The sequence below is a fragment of the Telluria sp. PB2R4 genome (genome assembly GCF_059685695.1).
Genome location: NZ_JCASIC010000001.1, coordinates 150,566 through 163,031 on the forward strand (window position 1 = coordinate 150,566; position 12,466 = coordinate 163,031).

The window sequence follows — 12,466 nt, forward strand, 5'->3', positions numbered from 1 at the left end:
GAGACCCCATGACGAAAACCACGATCGCCCGGCTTCTCCTGTGCCTCCTGGCCAGTCCGTTCGCCTACGCGCAGGACACTGGTCGCCAGATGCAAGGCCACACCCTCAACGCGAACACGCTGGAGCTGGCCACCAACGACGGCCGCTACCTGATCAAGCCGTACTCGGCGCATGTAGTCGAGACGACTTTCATCCCGAATGGCCAGCAGCACGACCCGGCTTCGCACGCCGTGGTGCTGCCGCCGGCCGGCATTCCGGCGACTCTCAAGGCCGAGGGCAACCGGATCGAGTTCGCGACCCCGGGCATCACGGTCGTGATCGACAAGAAGCCGCTGCGCATCAGCTACCTGTACAAGGGCAAGCCGCTGGTGGCGGAAAAGGGCGGCTACGCCAGGGGCGACAAGCTGGAGAGCATCGAATTCGCGCTGGACGACGGCGAGGCCCTGTACGGCGCCGGCGCGCGCGCGGCCGGCATGAACCGCCGCGGCAACCGCTTCCAGCTGTATAACAAGGCCGACTACGGCTATGGCGCGAGCTCGCAACTGCTGAACTTCACGATCCCGGTCGCGCTGTCCTCGAAAAAGTATGCGATCCACTTCGACAATCCGCAGACCGGCTTCCTCGACTTCGACAGCCGCAAGGACGGCACGCTGCGCTACGAAGTGATCGGCGGACGCAAGACCTACCAGGTGATCGCCGGCGACAGCTGGGCCGAGGTGATGGCCAACTATACCGGGCTGACCGGACGCCAGCCGCTGCCGCCGCGCTGGGCCTTCGGCAACTTCGCCAGCCGCTTCGGCTACAAGACCGAAGCCCAGACCCGCGCCGTGGTCGAGCGCTTCGCGGAAGAAAAGATTCCGCTGGATGCCGTGGTGCTCGACCTGTACTGGTTCGGCAAGGAGGTCAAGGGCACGATGGGCAACCTGGCCTGGGACCGCGACAGCTTCCCGAACGCCGAGAAGATGATGGCCGACTTCAAGAAGAAGGGCATCAAGACCATCGTCATCACCGAGCCTTTCATCCTGACGACATCGAAGCGCTGGCAGGAAGCGGTGGACCGGAAGGTGCTGGCAACGGACGCCGCCGGCAAGCCGGCCACCTACGACTTCTATTTCGGGAATACCGGCCTGGTCGACCTGTACACCGAGCAGGGCCGCGACTGGTTCTGGAATGTCTACAAGGAGCTCAAGCGCGGCGGCGTGGACGGCTGGTGGGGCGACCTGGGCGAGCCGGAAGTGCATCCGTCCTGGGTGCGCCACGGCGAAGGGGGCAGGCTCACCGCCGACCAGGTCCACAACGTCTACGGCCACGACTGGGCGGGCCTGATCGCCAACGGCTACAAGAAGGACTTCCCGGACGAGCGCCCCTTCATCCTGATGCGCGCCGGTTATTCGGGCTCGCAGCGCTTCGGCATGATCCCGTGGTCGGGCGACGTCAGCCGCGGCTGGGGCGGCCTGCAGTCGCAGATGGAGATCTCGCTCCAGATGGGCATGCAGGGCCTGGCCTACATGCACTCGGACCTGGGCGGTTTCGCCGGGCCGGTGCTGGACGACGAACTGTACGTGCGCTGGCTGCAGTATGGCGTGTTCCAGCCGGTGTTCCGCCCGCATGCCCAGGACGACGTGGCGCCCGAGCCGGTATTCCGCTCCGAGCGCACCAAGGTGCTGGCGCGCGAAGCCGTATGGCTGCGCTACGCCATGCTGCCGTATAACTACACGCTGGCGTTCGAGAACAGCCGGACCGGCATGCCGCTGATGCGTCCGGTGCTGTTCGAGGAAGACGCGTCCACCGCGCTGTCCTCGACCTACCTGTGGGGCCGCGACTTCCTGGTGGCGCCGGTGGTGGAGCCGGGCGCGACGCGCAAGGAAGTCCACTTCCCGGTCAAGGGCAGCGTCTGGTTCGACTTCCACACCGGCGAAAAGCACCTGGGCGGCATCCTTGAAGTGGTAAAGCCGGTCGAGGCGAACATTCCGGTGTACGTGCGCGCCGGCGCCTTTATTCCGATGGCGAAGGTGGTGCAGAGCACGCGCGACTATTCGACGCGCCAGATCGACCTGCACTACTACCACGATGCGAGCGTCGCCAGCAGTGAGGGCAGCATGTACGACGACGACGGCGAGACTGCCGACGCCTACGCCAGGGGCAAGTACGAGATCGTGCGCTTCGCCGGCAGCCATGCCGGCGGCAAGCTCGAGATCGCGCTGCAGACCGAGACCGGCAAGGCGCAGGCGCCCGCGGAGCGTGGCTTTGCGCTGAAGGTGCACAACGTGGAGAAGAAGCCGCGTGCGGTGACGGTCGACGGGCGAGCGGTGCAGTTCAGCTGGAACAGCAAGCATCACCTGCTGGAAGTGCTGCTGGCGGCCCGCAAGCAGCCCTCGAGCAAGGTGGCGATTACGCTGTAAGCGCCAGGGCGGGTCAGCGCGCGACGATCAGGCGCAGGCCCAGCCCGACGAAGACCGCGCCGGCGACCCGATCCAGCCACATGCCCGCGCGCGGGGTGCGATTGAGCCACAGCCCGATCGCCCCCGAAAAGTAGCCCAGCAAGCCAAACAGCACGACCGCCTGCAGCGTGAAGCTCAGCCCGAGCCACGCGATCTGCCAGTTCGCATCCCCGCGCGATGCCACCACGAATTGCGGCAGGAAGGACAGGAAGAACAGCACCACCTTCGGGTTGATCGCATTGGCCAGCAGCCCCTTGAAGAACAGCCGCCGCGCCGACTCATCCGGGCGCATCTCGCCCGGCGCGCCCGTCGCCTGCGCGCCGCCACGGCTGCGCAAGGCGCCGATACCCATCCAGATCAGGTACAGCCCGCCGGCGATCTTGAGCGCCGTGAAGGCCGTCGGCGAGGCTGCGATCAGCGCGCTCACGCCGATCACCGCCAGCAGGGTATGGATCAGGCAGCCCAATGCGCAGCCGATGCCGAAGGCGATGCCGCGGGCGCGGCCTTTGGCGATGCCGACGCTCAGCACCATCATGTTGTCGGGGCCGGGCGACAGGGTGATCAGGACGGCGGCGGCGAGGAAGCCAAGGAATTGTTCAGGTGTGAGCATGGGATCAGCGCTTGCCCTTTGGCTGGACGATCGCCTCTATGTCCAGCTCGACCCAGGTCGGCGCGTGATCGCTCGGCTTTTCCTTGGCGCGCTGGAACCTGTCGACGCCGGCGGCCCGCAGCGCCGGCGCCAGGGCAGGGCTGAGCAGCAGGTGGTCGATGCGGATGCCGGCATCGCGCCCGAAGGCGTTGCGGAAGTAATCCCAGAAGGTATAGATCACCTGGTCCGGATACATGCTGCGCAGGGCATCCGTCCAGCCTTGCGACATCAGCCGATCAAAGGCCGCGCGCGATTCGGGACGGAACAGGGCGTCGGTTACCCAGCGCTCCGGCTTGTAGACATCGAGCTCGGTCGGGATCACGTTGAAGTCGCCGCACATCACGACCGGCACCTTGGCCTCGAGCAGCTCGGCGCCGCGCTGGATCAGGCGTTCGAGCCAGGCCAGCTTGTAGTCGAACTTGGGACCCGGCGCCGGATTCCCGTTCGGCAGATAGAGGCCGCAGACCAGGATACCCTGGTAGGCCGCCTCGATGTAGCGGCTCTGTTCATCCATCGGGTCGCCCGGCAGGCCGCGCTGCAGTTCCTGGGCCGGGCCGTCGCGGGTGAGGATGGCGACGCCGTTCCAGCTCTTCTGGCCATGCCAGATCGCGTGGTAGCCGGCCTCGCGGATCGCCGCTTCCGGGAACTTTTCCTGCGGCGCCTTCAGCTCCTGCAGGCAGACCACGTCGGGCTGGCGTTCTTCGAGATACTCGAGCAGGGCCGGCAGGCGGGCGCCGATTCCATTGACGTTATAGGTGACGACCAGCATCGACTCTCCATGTGGCTTCGTGAGGTGTTTGCTACTCTACCACGCGCGGATTGATGTTTCGGCAACTGAAGATTTCTCGGCGCTTATAGTCCAGCGCGCATTTTCTTATGGCTAATTGATCGTTCGGCCATGCAAGATCATGCCGTATACTGTTGTGATCGAATTTTTGCAGTCAGGAGCCACCCATGTTCACCCGCCGTCACGTTTTGCTGGGCACGCTCGCCCTGTCCGCCAATCTGCTTGCCGCCACGGCCCATGCCGACCAACTGGCGGATATCAAGAAGAAGGGCGAGATCGTGTTCGGCGTGCTCGGCACCGACGAACCGAACAGCTTCATCGATCCGAAGACCCGCCAGCTGGTGGGTTATGAGATCGACATCGCCGGCGCAGTGGCCAGGAAGATCGGCGTCAAGCCGGTGTTCAAGCAGATGTCGGTCTCGAGCCGCATCCCCGAGCTGCAGCAGGGGCGCGTCGACGTGCTGGCCGCCACGCTCACCCACAACAAGGAGCGCGAATCGCAGGTCGATTTCGCGCTGACCCATTTCGTCACCGGCTCGAAGGTGATGGTGCGCGCAGCTAGCGGCGTCACTGCGCTGCCCCAGCTGGCCGGCAAGAAGGTGGTGACGGTGCGCGGCGGCACCCAGGAAAGCAATATTCGCAAGGCGGTGCCGAGTGCGGAGGTGGTCACCTTCGAGAACACCCAGCAAGCCTTCCAGGCCCTGCGCCAGGGCAAGGGCATCGCCTACGTCAACGATGAATCCTCGCTGCTGGCAGACTACGGCAAGCTGGGCCCGGCCGCCAAGGGCTTCACCATCCTGCCGACCAGCATCGGCATCGAGTCGATCGCGCTCGGCCTGCGCAAGGGCGAGAAGAACCTGAAGGCCGTGGTCGACGAGACCCTGCGCGGCCTGGAGGCCAGCGGCGAGGCCGAGAAGCTGTTCAACGAATGGTACGGCCCGGGCACCCGCGCCAATATCGCGAAACGCCAGTTCAAGATCAGCAGCGACAAGATTTAAGCTTTGCAGTTTTTCGATCCGAGCATCCTGCAATCCGGCCAGTACCACGACTGGCTGGTGCAGGGATTCATCCTGTCGCTCCAGCTGACGGCGGCCAGCTTCGTGTTCGCGCTGCCGTTCGGCGCCCTGGTAGCCCTGATGCGCAGTTCGCACGTGGCGCCGCTGCGCGCGCTCGGCGCCGCCATTGTCGAAGGCATCCGCAACGTGCCGCTGCTGGCGCACCTGCTGTTCTGGTACTTCGCCTTTCCCGAGCTGCTGCCGGAATCTGCGCGCGAATTCCTGTACGCGCACAATCCGGAAGCCGTGTGCGCCGTGATCGCGCTAGCCCTGTACAGCGGCGTGCACATGGCGGAAGACATCCGCAGTGGCATCCGCGCAGTGCCGGCAAGCCAGCTGGAAGCCGCGCGCTCGCTCGGCCTCGGGCGATTTGCCAGCGTGCGCCTGGTGCTGCTGCCGCAAGCTTTCCGCGCGGCGACCCCGCCGCTGCTTTCGCAGACCGTCAACCTGTGGAAGGACACCAGCGTGGCCACCGTCATCGGCGCCGCGGAACTGATGTACCAGGCCGCGCGCGTGGAGACGGCCAGTTTTCGCAGCGTCGAAGCGTTTAGCTTCGCGACCCTGGCCTACGTGAGCGTGTCGCTGCTGATTTCGCTGGCCGCGTATGGCTTCCAGCGGCGCTACCCGGTCCGTCCGGCATGAGGTGCTTTGAACATGCTTGACGCGATGATCGAACTGATCGACACCTACTGGCTGTACTTCCTGGTCGGCCAGTATCCGGAGGGACCGCTTGGCGGCCTGGCGCTGACCGTGCTGCTCTCGCTCGGGGCGCTGCTGCTGGCGATGCCGCTCGGTCTGCTGCTGGGCGTGGCGCGGGTGAGCAGCCGGCGTGCCATCCGCTGGCCGGTAGCAAGCGTGGTGCAACTGGTGCGCGCGGTGCCGCTGCTGCTGGTGGTGTTCTGGGTCTACTTCTTCCTGCCGGCGCTGACGGGCGTGAAGACCGGGCAGGCCACCACCATGCTGATGGTGCTGGTGCTGTTCGACGGCATCTACCTGGCCGAGATCGTCGCAAGCGGCATCCGCGCGCTCCCAAGAGGGCAGCTGGAAAGCGCCCGCTCGCTGGGATTGTCCTACCCGCAGGCGCTGCGCCTGGTGGTGCTGCCGCAGACGCTGCGCCGCGGCCTGCCGTCGATCGTCAGCCAGCTGGTCTCGACCATCAAGGCGACCTCGCTCGGCTACATCATCGGCCTGTCCGAGGTCTCGTTCATCGCGACCCAGGTGAACACCCTGGTGTTCACGCAGGCGGTCGAGGTCTACCTGATCCTGGCGCTGAGCTATTTCGTCCTCTGTTTCGGCCTGTCGCGCCTGGCCTTTTTGCTCGAGCGGCGCATGCAGCGCCGTTCGGTGCAGGCATTGCAATGAACAACAACGGAAGCGAACGATGATCGTTCTCGATAAAGTCAACAAGTGGTACGGCAACGCATCCGACAAGTACCATGCGCTCGTCGATGTGAGCGAACGCGTGGAAAAGAACGAAGTGGTGGTCGTGTGCGGCCCTTCGGGTTCCGGCAAGTCGACCCTGATCCGCACCCTCAACCGGCTCGAGGAAATCGACGGCGGCAGCATCAGCATCGACGGCCGCGACATCCACGCCAGGGGCAGCGACGTCAACGCCCTGCGCGCGGGCATCGGCTTCGTGTTCCAGCACTTCAACCTGTTTCCGCACCTGACGGCGCTGGAGAACTGCACGCTGGCGCCCGTCAGCCTGAAACGCGCGAGCTTGAAGGAAGCGCGCGAAACCGCCATGGGATTGCTGGAGCAGGTGGGGCTGGCCCACAAGGCCGATGCCTACCCGAACGCGCTCTCGGGCGGCCAGCAGCAGCGCGTGGCGATCGCCCGCGCCCTGGCGATGCGCCCGCCGATCATGCTGTTCGACGAGCCGACCAGTGCGCTCGATCCGGAAATGGTGGGCGAGGTGCTGGGTGTGATGCGTTCGCTGGCGAAGCAGGGCATGACGATGGTGTGCGTGACCCACGAGATGGGCTTCGCGCGCGAAGTCGCGGACCGGATCCTCTTCATGAGCGAAGGCCGCATTCTGGAGCGCAGCGCGCCGGAAGACTTCTTCACCAGGCCGCAGCACCCGCGCGCGCAGCAGTTCCTGGCGGACCGCCGGCGCGACTGATCCACGCCACTACGCGCTGTCTGCCGGCCCGGCGGCCGGTTCGGGTGGGTAGGTGATGTGACGGCCCTCGACATGCGCGAAGGGCGTGAGCGTATGCGGCCGGGTTTTCCCCTTGTTGATGATGTGCTCCGCCGGAACCCCGCGCACCGCCAGCGCATCGGCCACCAGCGAGCGGTGGCAGCGCCACGGCACCGCTTCCGCGCACATCAGCGCGCAGCGGGTCGATTGCGCCATGCGGGCGACGATGTCGACGTGCTCGTTGAACTCGCTCGATTCCATGTGGTCCGCATAGCCGCGGAACGAGGCATTGCGCCAGGCGCCGTTCGGCGTATCCTTGCGCGCCTTGCGCAGCCCCCCGAGTTCGCGGATGTATTCGTAGCCGATGCCCGCCTGTGCCAGCGACGCCGGCAACTGGTCCTGCCCGAACTGCGGGTTGTGGCGCGACCTGGGGACGGTCCGGATGTCGAGCACGCGCTCGATGCCGTGCTCGCGCAGCAGGTTGACGAATTCTTCGATCGGCCGGCTCGAGTGGCCGATGGTGTAGACCGTGTCCATCTCCTTTAGCTCCTCCACGTCTGGCGTTCCCATTGTCGCGCATCCGCTCGGTGCACGGCGCGTCCCTGGGCCTGCCAAAAGCGGCAGCCGACCATGACGGATATGGTAGGGTATCCGGGTTCGACAACAACGACAGGAGACCGGGATGATCTATCAGGGAAGCTGCCACTGTGGCCGGGTAGCATTTGAAGCGGAAGGGGAGATCGACAGCGCGCTGGCCTGCAACTGCTCGATCTGCAGGCGCAAGGGCTCGCTGCTGTGGTTCATCCCGCGCGACAAGCTGCGCTTGACGACGCCCGAGGAGGCCGCCAGCACCTATACCTTCAACAGGCACGTCATCAAGCACCGCTTTTGCCCGACCTGCGGCATCCATCCGTTTGGGGAAGGGGTCGATCCGAAGGGAAATGCCATGGCGGCCGTCAACCTGCGCTGCGTCGAGAACCTCGACCTGGACAGCGTTCCGGTGCACCATTACGACGGCAGGTCACACTGATCATGAAAAATCGGATTACTGCGGCTGTCATCGACGAAGACACCATCTTGCTTGACGGTCGCCGCTTGCATGGCATCGGTGAAGTTGGCGCTGCGCTGGCGTCGGCTCTGCAAGCCGATCCAGACTTCATTCTCGTCATTGAATCGAAGTCGAGCGATCATTACAAAGCGATCGGTACGATCATTTATGCGAGCCAGCGCGTTGGCGTGCCGGTCGAGAACCTCCGGTGGACCACGGACGATGGTGATGTTGTGTCGTTTGATGAACTGAAAGCCCGGAATTCCGCACCGCCCGCCGGATAGAAACGCCTCGGTCGATTCCAGTACCGGTCGACGCCCGCCAGGCCGTACAATACGGGCCTTGATCCCCGATACCTCGAGCACCAGTATGGAAAACATCGACCAGCGTTACCTCGTCCAGCAAAACAAGCGTACCGACGAGGGCAAGAAGCCGCCTGTATTTGCCAAGGTCATGCGTGGCAAGGACGGCAAGTTCGAAGGCGTTTCCTTTATCAGGAACAAGGAAAAAGCGACTGTCATGACGATCGCGGACGCCGAGGAAGTCATCCGCTGGGCGGGGCAGAAGAAGGGCAATGCCCAGGAATACGATACCAGGATTATCTGCGTCGGCCAGTAATAGCGCAGCGCAGAAATTAACTGAAAGTACAAGATTGGAAATGAAGTTGTCGATACTGGAACAGCTGTGAACATGCTGTTAACAACAGGCTTTGCGCTGGCATGGCGCGACGTCTGCTCCCCCCGACGTGGGGGAATTGCACACAAATGCAGCAACTTTGTTTAAAACCAGTTGTCACCTGGAAAGACGCTGGCTATACTCGGTTCATTATCTGAAAACGGCAAACTCCGCGAAAGCGGAGGACGCAAAGTCAACGGTCTAACGGGCGCTCGCGCCCAATGACGGCAGGACTGCCAGAACCGATTCGCGCCGGCACCCGTGTGCCTGCCGTTCGCTTGCTCGCGATCCTGTCATCTATTTAATAACAGGATACGCAGCCATGAACCTCCACCCAGTCAACTTCCGCAAGACCGCAGTCGCTCTCGCCTGCGGCATCGCTTCGCTGGCCTGTGCTTCGACAGCACTTGCCGCGCCACCGGGTGAGTTCGCCCGTGGCCGCATCCTGGTCGAGGCACGTGCCGGCCTCGCAGACGCCGAGTTCGACAAAATCATCAAGTCGCATAACGGAAAAGGCCGCAAGCTTGGCCACAGCCGCCTGCATGTGATCGACCTGCCCCCAGGGCAGTCGGAAGAGGACATGGTTGCCAAGCTGTCGCGCCGTCCCGAATTCAAGTTCGCCGAACTCGATCGCAAGGTCCCGGTTGCCTTGGCCGTGAATGATCCCTACCTCGGCAGTGCCTGGCACATCAACAAGATCGGCGCACCGGCCGCATGGGATAGCACCCAGGGCGCAGGCGTCACGATCGCCGTGCTCGATACTGGCGTGAACGTGGCGCATCCGGACCTGAAGGACCGCATGACGGCAGGTTTCAATGCCCAGGACAACAACACCGATGTCACCGACTTGTGCGGCCACGGTACCGCCGTTGCCGGCACGGCGGCGGCCAGCACCAACAATGCAATGGGTGTTGCCGGCGTGGCCGGCGCGGCTCGGATCATGCCGATCCGCATTGTCGTCAAGGACAGCACCGGCTGCAGCGCCTACTTCAGCGCCATCGCCAGCGGCATCACGTTTGCGGCCGACAACGGTGCGCGCGTCGCCAATATCAGTTTCGTCGGCATCGCGGGAAGCTCGGCGGTAAAGAGTGCCTCGCGCTACATGAAGAGCAAGGGCGGCCTGGTATTTGTCTCGGCCGGCAATAACAACATGGACGAAAACGTCGCGCCCGACAACGCCTTCGTCATCGTCTCGTCGACCGACGGCAACGACAACAAGTCGAGCTTCTCGAGCTGGGGCAGTTTCGTGTCGCTGTCGGCACCTGGTACCGGCATTTGGACCACCAATAACGCGCTCGGTTACTCGGCCTGGAACGGCACCTCGTTCGCGAGCCCGGTAGGCGCCGGCGTGGCTGGGCTGATGATGGCCGCCCGCCCCGACCTGAGCGCGGAACAGGTCGAAGCCTTGCTGTTTTCCACTGCGGCCGATCTTGGCGCCGCCGGGCGCGATCCGGTGTTCGGCTACGGCCGCGTTGACGCCGCGGCCGCCGTCAGTGCGGCACGCGCCTATGTCGCGCCGGTCGACGGCATCGCCCCAGGCGTCGCGATTGCCGCGCCACTGGGCAGCAGCACAGTGTCCGGCCTGGTGCCGGTCAGCGTCAACGCCAGCGACAACGTGGGCGTGGCCCGGGTGGAGCTGAAGGTCAACGGCACCGTCGTCGCGACCGACAGCGCGGCGCCGTACAGCTTCAGCTGGAATTCGGCCGGCGTCGCCAACGGCATGAACAGCCTGGTGGCCGTCGCCTACGACGCCGCCGGCAATGGCGGCAGCTCGGCGGCAGTGTCGGTGAACGTGGCCAACGGCACGACGTCGGTGGCGAAGGACACCACCGCGCCGGTGGTGGCCATCAATAATCCGGTCAACGGGGGCAGCGTCAGCGGTCCGGTCGCTGTGAGCCTGAGCGCCTCGGACAACGCGGGCGCCGCCGGCATCACGACCACCCTGCTGATCGACGGCAAGGCTGTGGCGACCGGCAAGGGTGGTGCGCTGTCGTATAACTGGAATACCAAGAAGGCGACCAAGGGCCTGCATACTGTGTCCGCGAGTGCGCGCGATGCGTCAGGCAACACCAGCAGCAGCAGCGTCAGCGTGACGGTCCGCTGATCGTAGTGGTGAAAGCAAATGGCGCCGGTGACGGCGCCATTTTTTTGCCTGTGCCGGGCGCGATCAGCGGCGGCGGCGACGCAGCATGAACCCGGCAACACCGGCGCCGAGCAAGGCAAGCGTGGCCGGTTCCGGTACCTCGCCACCGCCCGGGGTGCCGGAGCCGCCCGGTACATCAATGATCGTGATGTGGCTCAGGCGGCTCAGGGGCAGGTTGTCAATGTCCGTGCTGCTGAATGTCAGCAAGGCAAGGTCGGCGATGTTCATGAAAACATAGGTATCGGGGGTGGTGTTGCCGCCGCCCTGGCCAGCGCCGAACTTCAGGAGGAAATAGCTGGGAGACCCGCTAAATGTGCCAGTACCGGCAGTGCCGCCCTCGTCGGGATTGGCGAGGATGGCTTGCCAATCAATCGTGTAGGCCGCCGAACCGTCCGGGGCGGTGTCTCCGTCGGTGATGAAGGTGTCCGCTACCGAGTCGCCCTCGACTTTTGCCCACGCATAATTGGTCAGGTTGACACCAAACGCGGTGTTGATCATCCCGATCTCTGTAGCGATATTCGAGTTGCCGGCGTAAGGACCACTGCCCGGATCCACGGTGATGACAGCTGCCATTGCGTTGCTAACGGTAAATGCTGCCGCAACCAGAGCACCACGAACCAGTTTGCTGTATGACATATATCCCCCTGTTTTAGAAGTGTGTCGGGGTACATGCAAGTAGTATGCCGTCGTTTGTAAGTGTTTGATCTTACTGAAAGTAGTTCATACTGTTGAGTCAAAGTTACAGCCGACTGTAAATATTCCCGACAGGGGCGAGCTTAAAACTGCTCATCCGGACGCAAGTAGCGCCATTGGCCCGGCGGCAAGTCGCCAAGTTTCACCTTGCCAATGCGCACGCGCTTCAGGCCGAGCACTTTCAGGCCCACCATGTCGCACATGCGCCGGATCTGGCGCTTGCGGCCTTCCTTCAGGGTAAAGCTGAGCTGGTCCTCGTTCTGCCAGCGCACCTTGGCCGGCAGCAGCGGTTTGCCATCCATCCACAGGCCGTGGTTGAGCTTGCGGAGCTCGGTATCCGGCAGCGTGCCCGGCTTGCTGTACTGCACCCGCACGAGGTATTCCTTTTCGATTGCGGTGTTCTCGCCGATGAGCTGCTTGGCGATGCGGCCGTCCTGGGTCAGCACCAGCAGGCCGACCGAATCGATGTCGAGGCGGCCGGCCGGCACCAGGCTGCGCAACTGGGTCGGATGGAACTGCTCCGGCGACGGATCGTCCGGCCAGCGGTTCTCCGGCTTGATCAGGGCGACCGCAGGCGTGTAACCATCCTCGGCCTGGCCGCTGACGAAGCCGACCGGCTTGTTGATCAGGACGGTGACCCGCTTGGACTGCTCGGCGGCGGCCTGGCGCTCGACCGTGATCTTCTGGTGCGGCAGCACCTTGCTGCCCAGTTCGGAGACGACCTGGCCGTCGACGCGCACCCAGCCCTTGGCGATCCAGTCATCGGCTTCGCGGCGCGAGGACAGGCCGAGTTCGGACATACGTTTGGAGAGGCGGACAGGTTCGGTCATCGGGA

The 12,466-nt window shown here is 64.3% G+C and carries 14 protein-coding genes and 1 riboswitch; of the genes, 9 read left to right on the forward strand and 5 right to left on the reverse strand.

Annotation, left to right across the window (positions count from 1 at the left end):
* Positions 1-8: 8 nt before the first annotated feature.
* Complete coding sequence (locus AC56LU_RS00670; protein WP_497173663.1) at positions 9-2,402, forward strand: glycoside hydrolase family 31 protein; 2,394 nt, start codon at positions 9-11, stop codon at positions 2,400-2,402.
* A gap of 13 nt (positions 2,403-2,415) precedes the next feature.
* On the opposite strand, the gene AC56LU_RS00675 is transcribed toward AC56LU_RS00670, so the two are convergent.
* Together AC56LU_RS00675 and xth are read right to left on the reverse strand one after the other, a co-directional pair.
* Positions 2,416-3,051 (reverse strand): LysE family translocator, encoded by a 636-nt coding sequence (locus tag AC56LU_RS00675; RefSeq protein ID WP_497173664.1) that lies wholly within the window; start codon positions 3,049-3,051, stop codon positions 2,416-2,418.
* 4 nt (positions 3,052-3,055) lie between these two features.
* Positions 3,056-3,859 carry an exodeoxyribonuclease III gene (gene xth, locus AC56LU_RS00680; protein WP_497173665.1) on the reverse strand — a complete coding sequence of 268 codons (804 nt, stop codon included), beginning with the start codon at positions 3,857-3,859 and terminating at the stop codon, positions 3,056-3,058.
* Positions 3,860-4,044: 185 nt separating this feature from the next.
* Here xth and AC56LU_RS00685 point away from each other — a divergent pair, with 185 nt between their 5' ends.
* From AC56LU_RS00685 to AC56LU_RS00700, 4 genes are read left to right on the forward strand one after another with little or no spacing between them, the layout of a single operon-like run.
* Positions 4,045-4,875, forward strand: coding sequence for an ABC transporter substrate-binding protein (locus tag AC56LU_RS00685; protein ID WP_497173666.1), 831 nt, complete (start codon positions 4,045-4,047; stop codon positions 4,873-4,875).
* 3 nt (positions 4,876-4,878) lie between these two features.
* Positions 4,879-5,574: an amino acid ABC transporter permease gene (locus AC56LU_RS00690; protein WP_497173667.1), complete on the forward strand. Its 696-nt coding sequence runs from the start codon at positions 4,879-4,881 to the stop codon at positions 5,572-5,574.
* Positions 5,575-5,598: 24 nt separating this feature from the next.
* On the forward strand, positions 5,599-6,294 hold the full coding sequence (locus tag AC56LU_RS00695) for an amino acid ABC transporter permease (protein WP_497174197.1): 696 nt from the start codon (positions 5,599-5,601) through the stop codon (positions 6,292-6,294).
* A gap of 19 nt (positions 6,295-6,313) precedes the next feature.
* On the forward strand, positions 6,314-7,054 hold the full coding sequence (locus AC56LU_RS00700; RefSeq protein ID WP_497173668.1) for an amino acid ABC transporter ATP-binding protein: 741 nt from the start codon (positions 6,314-6,316) through the stop codon (positions 7,052-7,054).
* A 9-nt stretch (positions 7,055-7,063) separates the two neighbouring features.
* Here AC56LU_RS00700 and AC56LU_RS00705 read toward each other — a convergent pair whose 3' ends face one another.
* A complete protein-coding gene (locus AC56LU_RS00705; protein ID WP_497173669.1) occupies positions 7,064-7,609 on the reverse strand; it encodes a DUF488 domain-containing protein in 546 nt (181 codons plus the stop codon).
* Between the two features lie 145 nt (positions 7,610-7,754).
* Between AC56LU_RS00705 and AC56LU_RS00710 the strand changes: the two genes are divergently transcribed.
* The 4 genes from AC56LU_RS00710 to AC56LU_RS00725 all read left to right on the forward strand — a co-directional run bounded on the left by AC56LU_RS00710 (position 7,755) and on the right by AC56LU_RS00725 (position 10,899).
* Complete coding sequence (locus AC56LU_RS00710; RefSeq protein ID WP_497173670.1) at positions 7,755-8,102, forward strand: GFA family protein; 348 nt, start codon at positions 7,755-7,757, stop codon at positions 8,100-8,102.
* Positions 8,103-8,104: 2 nt separating this feature from the next.
* A complete protein-coding gene (locus AC56LU_RS00715) occupies positions 8,105-8,404 on the forward strand; it encodes a hypothetical protein (protein WP_497173671.1) in 300 nt (99 codons plus the stop codon).
* A gap of 85 nt (positions 8,405-8,489) precedes the next feature.
* Complete coding sequence (locus tag AC56LU_RS00720) at positions 8,490-8,738, forward strand: hypothetical protein (protein ID WP_497173672.1); 249 nt, start codon at positions 8,490-8,492, stop codon at positions 8,736-8,738.
* Between the two features lie 209 nt (positions 8,739-8,947).
* Positions 8,948-9,036: riboswitch (cyclic di-GMP riboswitch) on the forward strand.
* 81 nt (positions 9,037-9,117) lie between these two features.
* Positions 9,118-10,899, forward strand: a complete 1,782-nt coding sequence (locus tag AC56LU_RS00725) for a S8 family serine peptidase (protein WP_497173673.1) — start codon at positions 9,118-9,120, stop codon at positions 10,897-10,899.
* 63 nt (positions 10,900-10,962) lie between these two features.
* On the opposite strand, the gene AC56LU_RS00730 is transcribed toward AC56LU_RS00725, so the two are convergent.
* Entirely contained in the window at positions 10,963-11,574 is a 612-nt protein-coding gene (locus AC56LU_RS00730; RefSeq protein ID WP_497173674.1) for a PEP-CTERM sorting domain-containing protein, read from the reverse strand.
* A 140-nt stretch (positions 11,575-11,714) separates the two neighbouring features.
* Entirely contained in the window at positions 11,715-12,461 is a 747-nt protein-coding gene (locus AC56LU_RS00735) for a pseudouridine synthase (protein ID WP_497173675.1), read from the reverse strand.
* Positions 12,462-12,466: the final 5 nt, after the last annotated feature.